The 15,394-nt window shown below is 46.3% G+C and carries 12 protein-coding genes; 8 read left to right on the top strand and 4 right to left on the bottom strand.

Annotated elements, in window-relative coordinates; genetic code table 11:
- The first annotated feature begins 21 nt into the window (after window positions 1-21).
- Together KNO96_RS02545 and KNO96_RS02540 are read left to right on the top strand one after the other, a co-directional pair.
- A complete protein-coding gene (locus tag KNO96_RS02545) occupies window positions 22-756 on the top strand; it encodes a Bax inhibitor-1/YccA family protein (RefSeq protein ID WP_214702130.1) in 735 nt (244 codons plus the stop codon).
- A 78-nt stretch (window positions 757-834) separates the two neighbouring features.
- Entirely contained in the window at window positions 835-1,944 is a 1,110-nt protein-coding gene (locus KNO96_RS02540) for an NAD(P)/FAD-dependent oxidoreductase (RefSeq protein WP_214702129.1), read from the top strand.
- Between the two features lie 38 nt (window positions 1,945-1,982).
- Here the strand turns inward: KNO96_RS02540 and KNO96_RS02535 are convergent, their stop codons facing one another.
- The gene (locus tag KNO96_RS02535) at window positions 1,983-2,546 is read right to left on the bottom strand and encodes a TetR/AcrR family transcriptional regulator (protein ID WP_214702127.1); all 564 of its coding nucleotides are present in this window, start codon (window positions 2,544-2,546) and stop codon (window positions 1,983-1,985) included.
- Between the two features lie 122 nt (window positions 2,547-2,668).
- On the opposite strand from KNO96_RS02535, the gene KNO96_RS02530 reads away from it, so the two are divergent.
- The 6 genes from KNO96_RS02530 (at window position 2,669) to KNO96_RS02505 (ending at window position 12,221) form a co-directional block, all read left to right on the top strand.
- Entirely contained in the window at window positions 2,669-3,541 is an 873-nt protein-coding gene (locus KNO96_RS02530; protein WP_214702125.1) for an ABC transporter ATP-binding protein, read from the top strand.
- Window positions 3,542-4,336 carry an ABC transporter permease subunit gene (locus tag KNO96_RS02525; RefSeq protein WP_214702123.1) on the top strand — a complete coding sequence of 265 codons (795 nt, stop codon included), beginning with the start codon at window positions 3,542-3,544 and terminating at the stop codon, window positions 4,334-4,336.
- A 65-nt stretch (window positions 4,337-4,401) separates the two neighbouring features.
- Complete coding sequence (locus KNO96_RS02520; protein ID WP_214702121.1) at window positions 4,402-5,214, top strand: aldo/keto reductase; 813 nt, start codon at window positions 4,402-4,404, stop codon at window positions 5,212-5,214.
- A gap of 116 nt (window positions 5,215-5,330) precedes the next feature.
- Window positions 5,331-6,080, top strand: a complete 750-nt coding sequence (locus KNO96_RS02515) for a tryptophan-rich sensory protein (RefSeq protein WP_214702120.1) — start codon at window positions 5,331-5,333, stop codon at window positions 6,078-6,080.
- A gap of 253 nt (window positions 6,081-6,333) precedes the next feature.
- Window positions 6,334-10,773, top strand: a complete 4,440-nt coding sequence (gene gltB / locus KNO96_RS02510) for a glutamate synthase large subunit (RefSeq protein ID WP_214702118.1) — start codon at window positions 6,334-6,336, stop codon at window positions 10,771-10,773.
- The gene (locus tag KNO96_RS02505; protein ID WP_214702117.1) at window positions 10,770-12,221 is read left to right on the top strand and encodes a glutamate synthase subunit beta; all 1,452 of its coding nucleotides are present in this window, start codon (window positions 10,770-10,772) and stop codon (window positions 12,219-12,221) included. Before gltB ends, KNO96_RS02505 begins: the two co-directional genes overlap by 4 nt.
- Before the next feature lie 139 nt (window positions 12,222-12,360).
- On the opposite strand, the gene KNO96_RS02500 is transcribed toward KNO96_RS02505, so the two are convergent.
- From KNO96_RS02500 to KNO96_RS02490, 3 genes are all read right to left on the bottom strand, one after another.
- The gene (locus KNO96_RS02500) at window positions 12,361-13,680 is read right to left on the bottom strand and encodes a Na+/H+ antiporter family protein (protein WP_214702116.1); all 1,320 of its coding nucleotides are present in this window, start codon (window positions 13,678-13,680) and stop codon (window positions 12,361-12,363) included.
- 142 nt (window positions 13,681-13,822) lie between these two features.
- The gene (locus KNO96_RS02495) at window positions 13,823-14,536 is read right to left on the bottom strand and encodes a YebC/PmpR family DNA-binding transcriptional regulator (RefSeq protein ID WP_026826059.1); all 714 of its coding nucleotides are present in this window, start codon (window positions 14,534-14,536) and stop codon (window positions 13,823-13,825) included.
- An 80-nt stretch (window positions 14,537-14,616) separates the two neighbouring features.
- Window positions 14,617-15,063, bottom strand: coding sequence for a MarR family winged helix-turn-helix transcriptional regulator (locus KNO96_RS02490; RefSeq protein ID WP_214702115.1), 447 nt, complete (start codon window positions 15,061-15,063; stop codon window positions 14,617-14,619).
- Window positions 15,064-15,394 lie beyond the last annotated feature (331 nt).

The raw sequence follows: 15,394 nt of genomic DNA, 5'->3' as shown, positions 1-15,394 counted from the left end.
TCATAAAGGAGCTATACAACGTTGAACTTAAAATCGAATCCATTACTTCGTAAATCTATGCACTCTACAGCTTATAGTGCCGAGCCGATGACAAAAGCAGGGACATGGTCCAAAGTGTTTACATTGCTTCTTCTCGTGACGGCGGCAGCCGGTACGACATGGCTTGTCGTCCCTACAATTGGGGAAGAACTCTTGTTCCCGATCATGATTGGATCGCTCATCCTCGGGTTTATCTTTGCCTTGGTCATCACGTTTAAACCGAATACAGCGCCGGTCGTTGCACCACTTTACGGTATTGTTGAAGGTGTGTTTGTCGGTTCGATTTCGTATTTCTTTGAAGCGATGGTCCCTGGTATTGTGGGACGTGCCGTATTGACGACGTTTGTCGTTGCTTTTGCGATGTGGTTTGTCTATACGACAGGGCTCGTCAAAGTGACACAAAAATTCAGAGCCGGTGTCATGGCTGCCATGTTCACAGTCATGTTGCTATATCTCGTGCAACTCGTCATGAGTCTATTCGGTTCAGGGTTGGCGTTTATGACCGGTTCGAGCCCGCTTGCAATCGGCGTACAGTTTGTCATTGTCATCGTCGCTTCGCTCGCGCTCGTCTTAGACTTTGACTTTATTGCAAGTCAGGTCGAAGCTCGTGCGCCGAAACAATTAGAATGGGTGGCGGCGTTCGGATTAATCGTCACACTCGTCTGGTTGTATATTGAATTGTTAGACTTATTGTATCGTCTAGCGATGAGAGAATAACATTTAATCATCGATCCATTGGGTCGATGATTTTTTCACGAAAGGATGTGTCCATCTGTCTGAAAGGACAGATTTATGATGAAGAAAATTGTGATTATCGGGTCGGGAATCGTTGGTGTATCGACAGCCTATCATTTAGCAGGTAGAGCTGACGTGACGGTCATCGACCGTAAAGAAGAAGGACGTGCGACAGATGCGGCAGCAGGAATCGTCTGTCCGTGGATTGCGCAACGACGCAATAAAGCATGGTACGCACTCGCAAAAGGAGGTGCGCACTATTATCCGCAGATCGTGAAAGAGTTGGAAGCTGAAGGGGAAACGGAGACCGGATACAAACGGGTCGGGACTCTTGCGCTACATGAAGAAGCAAAACTTGACCAGATGATGGAGCGGACGATGAAACGACGTGAAGAGGCCCCGGAAATCGGCGACCTCGAACGATTGACCGCACAAGAGGCACAACTCCGCTTTCCTCCGTTATCTGATGAATATGATGCGCTTCTAGTAACAGGTGGAGCACGTGTGGACGGTGGAAAATTCCGAGGAGCACTCGAGCGTGTCGCCCAAAAACGCGGTGCAAAGTTCGTCTATGGTTCGGCACGATTGACTGGTGGGGATGAGATTGGCGTAGAGTGTGACGGAGTTCTCCATGAAGCGGATGAAATCATCCTTGCGGCGGGGGCGTGGCTACCGGAACTGTTACAGCCTATTGGATATACAGCTCGTGTCGACGGAGAGAAGGCGCAACTCGTTCACGTTCAGTTAAAGGACACCGATGCATCGAATTGGCCGGTTGTCATGCCACCACGGAGACGGTATTTACTTGGATTTGACGATGGTAAGGTTGTCATCGGCTCAACGCATGAGAAAGGAAAAGCATTCGATGCACGACCGACGGCGATTGGTGTTCATGAAGTACTGACAAAAGGTTTGGAGTCTTCACCCGGTCTTGCTGAAGCAGAACTCATTGAAACGAAAGTTGGCTTCCGTCCAGTCACACCGAATTCGATCCCTGTGCTTGGAAGGGTGCCCGGGGCAGAAAACCTGCTAGTCGCGAACGGTCTAGGCTCATCCGGATTGACGGTAGGCCCATTCATCGGGAAAGTATTAAGTGATCTCGTTCTTACAGGCGACGCCGAAGTGGATCTATCGCTTTATCCGATCGAAGACTTTATCTATAAAACATGAAGAAAGGTGGCTGTCTGAAAATCTTAGACAGTCACCTTTTAACGTTTAATAACCCCGTTTAAAAAGAAATGAAAATAATCTTCCATCGTTTCTTTCATATCACCGATTGAAAAATGAGGGTCGGACAGGATGGCCTGCTGCATTAACTGAACATAGCGAAGATAAGAGGCGGTCGATAAGGTCACATCGATTGATCCTTGTTGCTTACCGTACTCAATCAGTCGGGCGAAGGCGGTGTATCCCCGGGTCGCAAGTTGTTCCCAGTTCGGGTCCTGTTGCATTGTCTTCGTAATGGTCTCATCAAAGAGAACCGCTGTCTTAATTTTTCGCTTCAAGATGTCTACGAGTAACGCGTCGAAGGGAGCATTCGATTCGATTTTTTGATCAATCCAACTCATTTGTTCCTCCGTCATTTGTTTCAATACTTCAATGATGACCTGCTCTTTTGAACCAAAATAATTATAAATGGATACGGGGGAAACGTGTGCTTTTTTAGCGAGCTCGCTTACGGTAAATCGAGATTGCTTCTCTGTCATTAAGTCAAAAGCCGCGCTTAAAATGGCCTGTCGTTTTTCTTCAGTGCGTTTTGCGAATCCATCCATTTGTATAATCGCTCCTTTCTATAGTTTTGTAATAAATATACCATTACCATTTCAAAAAAGAACGTGATATACTAATTTTGTAATCATATTAAATGAATATTTCAAAAAAAGGGGGATTCGAGATGATTCGGATTCAGCAATTGACGAAACGGTTCGATTCGACACACGGTATTTTTGACGTCTCGCTTAACGTATCACCGGGAATGATCTTTGGATTCATCGGACCGAATGGTGCGGGTAAATCAACAACGATTCGGCATTTGATGGGACTTTTGAAACCAAATGAAGGGAAAGCCTCAATCAATGGATTCGATTGTTGGCAAGAAACAGAGAAGGTGAAAGAGAGCGTTGGCTATTTGCCGGGAGAAATCAATTACCCACAAAACATGACCGGAGAAGAAATCATTCGGTTGACCCGTCATTTGCACAAAACAGATACTGACCGCGAACGGCGGCTTCGTGAACGATTTTCATTTGATGAAGCGACGAAAGTACGGAAGATGTCAAAAGGAATGAAGCAAAAGTTGGCTATTATCACGTGCTTCATGAAAGATGTGCCTGTCTATATTTTAGATGAGCCGACGAGTGGACTTGACCCGCTCATGCAGGAACGGTTAATCGATTGGTTGATTGAAGAAAAACGAGCAGGAAAAGCGATTCTCATGAGTTCACACCATTTTCCAGAGATGGAACGGACGTGTGATCGTGCCGCATTGATTAAAGACGGCCGCATTATCATCGAGGAAAACATGGGAGAACTTCGACAGCATAGTGTGAAACGATATCGAATCGAATTCTCATCAGAGACAGAGGCGATCCGATTCATCGAAGATTCCGGATCGCGAGATGGAGTACACGTCGAGGTCGCGATCACGTCGCCACGAGAATTAAACAACTTAATCCGAACGCTTGCCGACTATGAGATTCGTTCACTTGAGAGTGGCGCAGACGAACTCGAACACTTGTTTATGCAGTATTACGGGGAGGGGACATAAATGTTAATAAGATCTATGTTTAGACAAAATCGCAGTTGGATTCTCGGTTATTCAATCGGAACAAGTATCTACCTCTTCTTTTTGGCGGCTATTTTCCCGTCCATTCAGGAAACGGGATTGATTGAGGCAAAGTTAGAGTCGTTACCACCGGAACTGCTCGACGTGTTCCAAATCGATGCGACGATGGCGATGGATAATTTGCTCAATTTGTTGTCGAGTAATTATTATGGATTGATCTTTTATGTACTCGCTGTGTTGTTTGCGTTGACGTTTGCCTCAAAACTCCTCGCCAAACCGGTCGATTCTGGAGAAATCATGCTTTACATGGCGGCACCGATTTCTCGAGTCACGTATGTATTGTCCACATTTGTCATCCTCATCATTGCAGTAAGTTTTTTTGTCGGATTAAATGGGCTCAGTCTCATGGCAGCAGATGTATTGTTTGATTTACAAATCGACTATTCTGTTCTATGGATGCTTCAATTGAACGGAGCACTCATGCTGCTCGTATTAGGTGTCGTTGCTTATATGTTGGCAAGTCTGTTCGATGATAGTAGCAAATCCTATATAGTGACGGGTGGAATCTTTACGTTTTTCTTAATGGTGAATATCATTAACGGAGTGAGTGAGCAGTTCGAATGGCTAGGGAACATTTCCTTCTTCTCTCTCTTTGATGCTCCGGCCATCATGCGTGAAGAATTTGGTGGCATTCATTTCATATGGTTAATCGGCTTATTAATGTTCTTTTCAGTACTCTCGTTCATCCGTTTTATCCGAAAAGATTTGACGATTTAGTTTTTCAAAATAAATTCTCGGGTATGATAGAATCAGTTCGATAGAATAAAAAGGGGATGAACTAGATGTTATATGCTACGTTAAGAAACAAGGTAGAAATTCCGATGATCGGCTTTGGAGTGTGGCAAGTCGACAATGATACTGAAGCACCAGCAGCTGTCGTTGAGGCCATTAAAACGGGCTATCGTCATATCGATACGGCTGCAATTTATAAAAACGAAGATGGCGTCGCAAAAGGAATTAAAATTTCAGGAGTCGACCGTTCAGAATTGTTCATCACATCGAAGATTTGGAACGATGATATTCGTGAGGGGAAAACAAAAGTAGCTTTTGAAAACTCATTGAAGCGCCTCCAGACAGATTATCTGGACCTTTGCCTACTTCATTGGCCGGTAGATGGCTTTGTCGAGGCATGGAAGGACCTCATCGATTTGTATGAGGCTGGGAAGATTAAAGCAATCGGTGTATCAAACTTCAAAGAGCATCATCTTGAAGCGTTGAAAGAAGCGGAACTTATGACACCACTCATTAACCAGGTGGAACTACACCCACAACTACCACAACCAGATTTGCTAGACTATTGCCAAGATGAAGGCATTCAAATTGAAGCGTGGAGTCCACTTATGCAAGGAAAGTTCTTAGACATTCCTGTCTTTTCGGAAATAGCTGAAAAGCATGACCGGACGCCTGCACAAGTTGTGCTTCGATGGCACCTCGAGTCGGGTCACGTCGCCTTACCAAAGTCGGTTACACCACACCGAATCCGTGAGAATTTTGACGTGTTTGACTTTTCACTCGATGCAGACGATTTAGCAAAAATCGACCAAGTGGCGACGGGTGAACGTCTCGGACCAGACCCAGATGAAATCGATTTTTAATCAAAAGGGACTCGCTTAGGCAAGTCCCTTTTGACGTGTAGAGTCACACGGATCGGGGTATTGATTATTATGTTGCTAAAAGGAGGTGTTTGATCTTCGTTTAGAAGATCGAGGATATGGACTTATCTAAATGGCCGATAGTGAACTGGGTCGCTTTCTTGGCGACGGTTGTCATCAATTATTTTGCGAGTGGTGACAATGCCGCGGTTTCAGATCAAATCGATATTTACTTTAAGCCAGCGGGATACGCCTTCTCGATTTGGGGAGTCATCTATGTGGCGTTACTTGTATGGTTAGTCTTGCAAGTGAAAAAAGGGACGGTGGCGAATCAACAAGCAAATCGAATGAAGGCAGGATTTCTAATCTCATGTGTATTGAACGGGTTATGGCTACTTGCATTCACGAATGAGTGGTTCATCATCTCTCTCGTCGTCATGGTATCATTCTTAGCTTCTCTTTGTTGGCTGTACTATATCGCGTTCCGAACGTCTACAAGTTGGCTCGACCGCTTCCCATTCTCCATTTATATCGGTTGGGTATCGGTTGCAACAATCGTCAATACGTTTGTCGTCATGAAGACGGAGCAGATTACTTCACTGTTAGGACTCGATGAACTTGCTTGGACGTCACTCATGCTCATGGTTGGGGTCGTACTAGCCCTTCTCTTCATGTGGTGGCATCACGACTTCATCTATCCTCTCGTATTCGTTTGGGCATACATCGGTATTTTTGCAAGAATCGAAGAGGGGACGCTATATGTCGTCATCGTTAGTGCGCTCGCATTGCTTGCAATTGGGTATATCGGATTGATTTTGTGGAAGCGACCGAAATCGTTTATACACCATACGCGTAAAACAGTTGAATAATAAAAAAGGATATCTTAAGTGATATCCTTTTTTTACGTTCTTAAGAACCTATAAATAAATAATATTGATGGATATTTATTCTTTATCTAATATAACTAAAACTGAGTAACTCATTGATATCAATGATGTATGCGCTTTCATATATATTCTTTGATATTCTTATTATGCAAAAATACATACAGTGTACTTGATTTATCAGAATATTTAGAACAAAATGTTAATTACGAAACTGTGAGTGAAAGGGGTCGATGATATGAGTCGAGTTGGACTGTATGACTCAAGATTTGAGAAAGATGCGTGCGGAATTGGACTATATGTCAATTTACACGGACTTAAAAAACATGAGATTGTCCGTAAATCACTTTCGATGTTGTGTAATTTAGAGCACCGAGGTGGACAAGGCGTCATCGATGCCGGAGATGGTGCTGGCATTATGACAGAGATTCCACATGAGTTGTTCATGCAAACGATGAACCTTCCGTCACTCGGTCGTTACGCTGTCGGAATGGTTTTTTTTCAGCCGTCAGAAGATCGACTGAATGAAAAAGTTAAATTAATGGAACGTATGGCGGATGAATTGGATTGCTCGACGATCGAGTGGCGCGAAGTACCCGTGGACTCCACACAAATCGGTGAACATGCCCGTGTGACGCAACCGGTCATCTATCAGTGGTTCATCTCATGCCCATTCCTAGATGAAGATGCAAATGAACGGGTTTTTTATGAACTCAGACGAAAAATCGAAAAAGTCGAAATGTTAAACTTATATATCGCTAGTTTGTCGACGAAGACAATTGTCTATAAAGGAATGTTGACGCCTAGCCAAATCTCCGCATTTTACTTGGATTTACAATCGCCTCACTATAAGAGTACATTCGGCATTGTCCATTCTCGATTCTCAACGAATACATTCCCGTCCTGGGAACGAGCGCATCCAAACCGGATGATTGTCCATAATGGTGAAATCAATACGTTACGAGGAAACATCGATGCGATGCGTTCACGTGAAGGAGTCACCTCAACAGACCTGTTTGAAGACGTGAATCACTTGTTCCCTGTTCTCCAAGAGGATGGCAGTGACTCCTCAATGCTCGATAATGCCTTTGAATTTTTCACGCGGACCGGTCGTTCGATAGCGCACACAGCCATGATGTTAATTCCAGAACCATTCGTGGAAGCGAAAATGGGACCTTTCAAACGTGACTTCTATCAATATCATTCTTCAATCATGGAACCGTGGGATGGTCCGACTGGTGTCGTCTTTACAGATGGTCGGCAAATCGGGGCAATTTTAGATCGGAATGGCTTGCGTCCGATGCGTTACATCGAAACATTGGACGGGGAATTGATCCTGTCGTCTGAGACGGGGGTCATTCCGGTCGATGCTGAGAACGTCAAATCAAAGCAACGTCTCAGACCGGGGCAGTTGTTGTTAATTGACCTGATTGAGAAGCGATTGATTCCAGACAGTGAAATCAAGGAGACGATTGCGAAGTCAGAGCCATATCATAAATGGCTAAAGCAAATGATGATTATTGAGGACAGAGGTGTTCAGGAGCAAACGGTTTCAGAGCTAGACCGTGTGCAGCGTGCATTCGGTTATACAAAAGAGGACATCGAACAATACATGGTTCCTTTAATTAATGACGAGAAAGATCCAATCGGGTCGATGGGACACGATCAACCAATCGCTGTGCTTTCGACACGCCCACGATCGCTGTTCCATTACTTCAAACAACATTTTGCACAAGTGACGAACCCGCCTATTGACGCATTGCGAGAGAAGATTGTCACGGCGACATTCACCTGGATTGGTCCGCAAGGAGATCCGGTCCATACAGGACGCGGGCATGCGAAGCGTGTCTGGTTAGACCATCCGATTATTGATGGCACCACCCTTGATCAGATTGATGAGCGACTTACACTCAAACGAATCGATGCAACATTTGCGAGTGATTTAGAATCGGCACTTGACGCACTCTTGAAGAGCGTCAGTCAAGCTGTTCAAGAAGGTGCGAACGTCATCGTCCTATCTGATCGCCTCATGAATGAGTTGCGAATTGCAATGCCTTCACTTCTCGTACTTAGTGCGGTACACCAGCATTTAATTCGGGAGAACTTACGCTCGAGCTGTAGCATCATTTGTGAGAGTGGAGAAGTTCGAGAAGTGCATCAGGCAGCGACGTTGATTGGTTACGGAGCAGATGCGGTCTATCCATACGTCGCGTATGCAACGATTCAAAACTTAGTTGAACATGGTCAAATCGCTCATACGTTTGAAGAGGCTGTTCGATCTTATCAGAAAGCGGTCGTAGAAGGGATCGTCAAAATCATGTCGAAGATGGGTATCTCGACGATTCAAAGCTATCGTGGGGCTCAAATTTTCGAAGCGATCGGATTAGACAGTCGATTGATTGAAAGGCATTTCCGAGGAACGACATCTCAACTATCTGGGATTGGATTCGTTGAACTAGAGGGCGAGGCGAGAGTGTTGCACGAATCCGCTTACCAGACGAATCGTCCGCTAGAAGCGGGGAGCGATTTCCAGTGGCGGGCAGACGGAGAAGAGCATGCATTCAATCCAAAGACAATTCATTTGTTGCAACGAGCTTGCCGCGAGAATGATCGAAAGTACTACGACGCCTACGTTAAATTGCATGAGTCTTCAGGACAGTTTATCCGCCAGTTGTTTACGTTCAAAGCACAACGTCCTGTGGCGCTTGACGAAGTTGAACCTATCACTTCGATTGTGGGACGATTCAAGAGCGGCGCGATGTCGTTCGGGTCGTTGTCGAAAGAAGCGCACGAAACACTCGCCATCGCCATGAACCAGATTGGTGCGAAAAGTAACTCTGGTGAAGGGGGAGAGGACCGCGCTCGTTATGTGGCAGATGAATTTGGAAACGAGCGAATCAGTCGCATCAAACAAGTCGCGAGTGGACGTTTCGGTGTGACAGCCGAATATCTTTATCATGCCGATGAAATTCAAATTAAAATGGCTCAAGGAGCAAAACCTGGAGAAGGTGGACAACTTCCGGGGAACAAAGTGTATCCATGGGTAGCGGAAGTTCGAGGTTCGGTTCCTGGGGTTGGACTGATCTCGCCGCCTCCGCACCACGATATATATTCCATCGAGGATTTGGCACAACTGATTTTTGATTTAAAGCATGTGAATCCGAACGCAAAAATCAGTGTCAAGCTCGTATCGAAATCAGGGGTCGGGACGATTGCGGCAGGTGTGGCAAAAGCGAACGCGGATACGATTGTCATCAGTGGATATGATGGCGGGACCGGTGCTTCTCCGAAGACATCAATCAAGCATACGGGACTCCCTTGGGAACTCGGTCTCTTAGAGACACATCAAACGCTTGCATTGAATGGATTGCGGGGGAGAGTCACGCTTGAGACGGACGGAAAGCTTATGACAGGGCGGGATATCGTCATGGCCGCAATCTTCGGAGCGGAAGAGTTCGCTTTTGCGACAGCACCGCTTGTCGTTCTCGGCTGTATCATGATGCGCGCATGTCACTTAGATACTTGCCCGGTCGGTGTAGCGACGCAAGACCCGGTACTTCGCCAAAAATTCATGGGGAAACCAGAACATGTCGTCAACTTGATGACATTCTTAGCTGAAGAAGTACGGGAGATCTTAGCATCACTTGGTGTGACGTCACTCGACGAAGTGATTGGTCGAACGGATTTACTCGAAGAAAGTGAGTGGAAGACGACTCATCCGAAAGCAAAACGGTTGGATTTATCACCGATGCTCTCAATGCCGACACCACTCCCAGAATCTGAAGAGCTACCTCATCCGGCATATTATTCCTATGATCATCGGAAATTGATTCCAGCAGTTTCCCGGTCGATTAGCTCGTTGCAGCCGACATTCTTCGTTGGCCGGATTCGCAACACCGATCGAGCGGTCGGGACGCAGTTAGGATTTGAAGTAACGAAAGTTCATGGTCAGTTTGGTCTTCCGGACGATACGATTTCACTTCGACTTAGTGGGTCGGCCGGACAAAGTTTAGGAGCATTCATACCACGTGGAATCACCATTTCTGTGATTGGAGATGCAAACGATTATATCGGTAAAGGCTTGAGTGGAGGGAAACTGGCGTTGATTGCTGAAAAACATGCCCCGTTTGACGAGAGTGAACAAATGATTGCTGGTAACGTTTGCTTATACGGAGCGACGAGCGGTCAAGCTTTCTTTAACGGGCACGTCGGCGAGCGTTTTGCCGTCCGTAACTCAGGTGCAGCGACAGTCGTCGAAGGAGTCGGAGATCATGGCTGCGAATATATGACGGGTGGTACTGTTCTCGTACTCGGACAGATTGGGCGAAACTTTGCGGCTGGTATGTCTGGTGGAACAGCTTATATTTACGGAGCACAAGCGTATGAACAACTCGTCAATGAGGAACTCGTTTCCGTCGAACGAGAACTGGACGATGAGGACATGGAACAAATTTATACACTTCTTGCAGCGCATCAATTCCATACAGACAGTGTCAAAGCGCGGACGATTTTAGAGTCGTTTGAACAAGTGCGTCTAAACTTTGTGAAAGTCGTTCCGAGAGACTATGCGAACGTCTTAGACGTGATGCGTCAGATTGAAGCAAAACGTCCGGAATTGAGTGAGGCCGACAGAGCACTTGAATTGTTCCGCGTCGTGACTGAAGGAGGTACCGCATGAAACATAACTTTTTGAATATCGCGCGAACGACCTTACCAGAGCGTCAGGTTGATGAACGGGTGAGAGATTATGAGGAATATGCGACACGGATGGATGATGAATCCGTCCAACAACAGGCCGCACGTTGTATGGACTGCGGCACGCCGTTCTGTCATGTCGGGGAGTTGATTGGTCAGGAGACGATCGGTTGCCCGATTCATAACTTTATTCCAGAATGGAACAAGCTTGTGACGAAAGCAGACTGGATGGGTGCGTATCATCGATTGATGGAGACGAACAACTTCCCGGAGTTCACGGGAAGGGTTTGTCCGGCGCCGTGTGAAGGATCATGTACGCTCGCCATTAGTGAAGATCCTGTCGCCATCAAATCGATTGAACGGACAATCATCGACCGTGCCTTTGAAGAAGGATGGGTGAAACCGAGATCGATTCAGCATAGAACCGGGATGACAATCGCCATCGTCGGAAGCGGTCCAGCCGGATTGGCTGCAGCCGATCAATTGAACCAGCTTGGACATTCGGTCACCATCATTGAGAAGGCGGACGAAGCGGGTGGGCTCCTCATGTACGGAATCCCGAACATGAAACTGGATAAAGGTGTCGTAAGACGTCGTGTTCGTCTGCTCGAGCAAGAGGGAATCGTCATCCGGACGAATGTAGAGGTCGGTACCGACGTGACGGTCGAATCGCTTCGTAACGAGTACGATGCTGTCATTTTGGCGACTGGCGCACAAAAACAGCGTACACTTGGGATTGATGGAGATGATGCCATTGGCGTGGAAATGGCAATGGACTATTTGACAGCCTCGATGCATGAACGAAAAGGAGTGTATCTCGAATCGAAATTTGACGCCAAAGACAAAGATGTCATCGTCATCGGAGGTGGGGACACAGGCGCCGATTGCGTGGCGACTGCGATTCGTCAAGGCGCAAAATCAGTCGTTCAATTTGGTAAGCACCCATCAAAAGGGTTGCTTCGTGCACCTGAGAAACCTTGGCCGCTGCAGCCTGACACGCTAACGACAGATTATGCGTACGCTGAATCGCTCGCGGTGTATGAGAAAGACCCGAGAACGTATTTGATTCGTTCCAACCAAATCGTCACGAAAGAAGGACGTGTCACTGGGATTGAAACGGAACGGATGACGAAAGTTGTCAACCCGGATGGTCAGGCGACTTTCTTCGTGGAAGAAGATTCGATAGAGACGTATCCTGCGGATCTCGTCCTCGTTGCGATTGGGTTTGAGAGACCGGAGCATGAATTGCGGAAAATCGGCGTCGAAAAGACGAAGGATTTCCATACAGTAACGGATAATGTCTTTGTCGCCGGGGATGCGAAGCGAGGTCAAAGCTTAATCGTTTGGGCAATTCGAGAAGGGCGAGAAGTGGCAGAAGTGGTCGACTCCTATCTCGATACTTGCAAGACTGTCTTAAAAACCTCATCATAAAAAAGGAGCGACAACCGTCGCTCCTTATCTTTTGTTTAGGAGGAGTTTTATGTTTACCGAAATCCTCATGTACACCGGAATCTGGTTTATCCTCATTTTAATTTTACTAGGAACGATTTATTCACGACGGAAGAAATGATTAAAGGACCATTGCCGCAATCACCCCGAAGATGATGAGAGGGATGTTGTAGTGTAGGAACGTTGGCCAAACCGTCTCACGTAGGTGATCGTGTTGGCCGTCAGCGTTCAATCCACTCGTAGGTCCGAGCGTCGAGTCACTTGCAGGACTCCCCGCATCACCAAGAGCACCCGCAGTCCCGATGATGGCAATCGTCGCCTCCACAGAGAAACCGTACTGTACACAAAGAGGTACAAAGATGGCTGCAATGATTGGAATGGTCGAGAAACTTGACCCGATTCCGAGCGTGATCACTAGTCCGACGAGTAGCATAACGAGAGCGGCAATCATTTTCGAGTCACCCATCAGATTGCTCGCACCGTTGACGAGCGGATCAATCGCGCCTGTTTCACGAATGACGGCTGCGAATCCGCTTGCGGCAATCATGACGAAACCGATGAACGCCATCATGCGCATGCCGCTCGTGAAAATGTCATCTGCCTCCGACCAAGGGATGAGGCGGAAAATCGAGAGTAACATCAGTCCTGTCACTGCCGAGGCGATCATCGACTCGGTCTGTAATTGAACGATGAGAACGATGAGAACAACGACAAGCGTCATGATCATCTTGAAACCGCCCATTTGACGAACTTCATAGTCAGACGGTCCGAGCGCAATTGTTTCATACGTTCGCGGTTTCCGGTAATGAATGAACGCTGCGATCAATCCGACGACCATACCTAATGCCGGGATTCCCATGATTGAGATGATATTGACGTCGCCGACTGTCAAGCCGTTCGCTTCGACATTCGCAATGAGAATCTCATTCAAATAAATACCGCCAAATCCGACTGGTAACAACATGTATGGTGTCACAAGACCGAAAGTTAAGATTGTCGCTACGAGACGGCGATCTAGTTTCAATTCATTGAATAAGACGAGTAACGGTGGAATCACAATCGGGATAAAGGCGATGTGAATCGGGAGTACGTTCTGTGAGCTGATCGACAATAATAAGAGTAGCGACAATAAGAACGCTTTGACATAACTCACGCGTTTACCCGACACGTCACGACCCGACATGGCAATCAGTTTTTCGGCCAAGACGTCTGGTAGACCCGTCTTCGACAACCCGACGGCGAATGCGCCGAGGAGTGCGTAACTGAGCGCGATGCTCGCTCCGCCCCCGAGGCCATTGCTAAAGGCGGTCAACGTATCGTTAAACCCAAGTCCTCCAACAAGCCCTCCGACTAGCGCCGCTAATATTAAGGATAATACAATGTGCACTCGACTGATGGCGAGCGCGAATAAGACGATGACTGCAAGTAACACTGCGTTCATATACATCCAACACCTTTCATGTTTTCTTTCTCTTAGTATCACTTTAACACGATAAAGACTTTTTGAAATTTAACATAGGATATGACCCTTGTCAAATCGCTCATGAAAAAAGCGATAACTCGTAAAAGTTATCGCTTGCGTGTTACATATCGACGTTGTGATACACTTGGCGCACATCTTCCAAGTCTTCGAGAACGTCAATTAATTTTTCGAATTGTTCTTTCGATGCGTCATCGAGCGACACTTCGTTCTGTGGGAGCATCGTCAACTCTGCGACGGCAAACTCCTCAACCCCGGCAGCCTTGAATGCGGTCTGAACGGCGTGGAACGCTTCAGGCTCGGCATAGACGATTACCGTCTCGTCTTCTTCGATGACATCACGAACGTCAAGGTCGTGTTCCATCATAAGTTCAAGAACATCATCTGCAGACATTTGGTTGACACCGATGACGGCTGTTGCATCGAACATATAAGCGACCGAACCACTGACGCCCATGTTGCCTCCATTTTTACCGAAAGCAGCACGAACTTCTGATGCTGTACGGTTCACGTTGTTCGTCAACGTGTCGACGATGACCATCGCACCATTCGGTCCGAATCCTTCATAACGAAGTTCGTCGAAGTTCTCTTCGTCGCCGCCTTTTGCTTTATCGATTGCACGATCGATGATTGCGCGAGGCACGTTATATGTTTTAGCGCGCTCCACCACAAATTTTAATGACTGGTTCAATTCAGGATCTGGTTCCCCTTGTCGGGCGACCACATAGATTTCGCGACCGAACTTCGCATAAACGCGACTCGTGTTGGCATCTTTAGACGCCTTCTTCTCTTTAATGTTGTTCCATTTACGACCCATTACATGTCATCTCTCTTTCCATTTGTACGTAGATTCATTACAGATTATATAAGAAGTTGGCTGAATTGACGAGTAAAGATTTACTCGTCGCCTTTGTCCATTTTCTCTACAATCTCAGTGAGGGTCTTCAAACTTTCAATCAGCCGGTCTGTCTCATCTTCATTTAAAAATGCGAGGCGCTCTTCGAATAGCGTTCGGAACGAGTCTCTTCGTTCAAGTAAGATTCGCTCACCTTTCTCCGTCAGCTGGTTCCATATCACTCGACGATCCCGTTCGTCGGGTACGCGGGTAATGAAGCCCTCGTTCAACAGTTTCGTGATGAGAGGGGTGACGTTCGGTGGTGCGATGGAGAGTGTCTCGCTAATTCGTCCATTCGTGACTGCCCCCTCGTCTTCAATCAACATTAATAGATGGAAATGAGAAAAGTTCAAGTTTGGAATTTGAGGAAAATCAGATCGACGTAGCAATTTACGACGAATTAAAGGGATTAGTTTGACAAACTGGTCCGCTGCATCTTGTTTCGGCATAATAGATTCACTTCCTAGTTAGGTTCTATGTTCATTATACACGAGTCAGGTGCATTTGAACCTAAAAACGGGTTGATGTGATGATTGATACATCTTATAAGAGATAGAACTGACACAATTAATGTAAGCGTTTACATGAATTGTTACTCATGTTTTCATGAAAACGTATTCGATTTTACTGAGGGTGCATGTAAAAATCAAGAGCTATCAACAAATGATAAAAAAATATTGTGAAAGAGTTCACATTGTTGTCACCCACAAAACCGGGAAAACATTGTATTCTATGAATGTGAAGGAAAGCACAATCTCTTGAAAACAAGCACCACATCGT

Source organism: Exiguobacterium sp. s89, from assembly GCF_018617735.1.
Taxonomy (GTDB): Bacteria; Bacillota; Bacilli; order Exiguobacteriales; family Exiguobacteriaceae; genus Exiguobacterium; species Exiguobacterium marinum.
Note: the sequence above shows the minus strand (reverse complement) of the source record. Positions and strands in the feature narration are given on the sequence as shown.

Coding starts and splice junctions, on each gene's coding strand:
- KNO96_RS02540 (WP_214702129.1), top strand. CDS start 835: ATGAAGAAAATTGTGATTATCGGGTCGGGAATCGTTGGTGTATCGACA.
- KNO96_RS02535 (WP_214702127.1), bottom strand. CDS start 2,546: ATGGATGGATTCGCAAAACGCACTGAAGAAAAACGACAGGCCATTTTA.
- KNO96_RS02530 (WP_214702125.1), top strand. CDS start 2,669: ATGATTCGGATTCAGCAATTGACGAAACGGTTCGATTCGACACACGGT.
- KNO96_RS02525 (WP_214702123.1), top strand. CDS start 3,542: ATGTTAATAAGATCTATGTTTAGACAAAATCGCAGTTGGATTCTCGGT.
- KNO96_RS02520 (WP_214702121.1), top strand. CDS start 4,402: ATGTTATATGCTACGTTAAGAAACAAGGTAGAAATTCCGATGATCGGC.
- KNO96_RS02515 (WP_214702120.1), top strand. CDS start 5,331: ATGGACTTATCTAAATGGCCGATAGTGAACTGGGTCGCTTTCTTGGCG.
- gltB (WP_214702118.1), top strand. CDS start 6,334: ATGAGTCGAGTTGGACTGTATGACTCAAGATTTGAGAAAGATGCGTGC.
- KNO96_RS02505 (WP_214702117.1), top strand. CDS start 10,770: ATGAAACATAACTTTTTGAATATCGCGCGAACGACCTTACCAGAGCGT.
- KNO96_RS02500 (WP_214702116.1), bottom strand. CDS start 13,680: ATGAACGCAGTGTTACTTGCAGTCATCGTCTTATTCGCGCTCGCCATC.
- KNO96_RS02495 (WP_026826059.1), bottom strand. CDS start 14,536: ATGGGTCGTAAATGGAACAACATTAAAGAGAAGAAGGCGTCTAAAGAT.
- KNO96_RS02490 (WP_214702115.1), bottom strand. CDS start 15,063: ATGCCGAAACAAGATGCAGCGGACCAGTTTGTCAAACTAATCCCTTTA.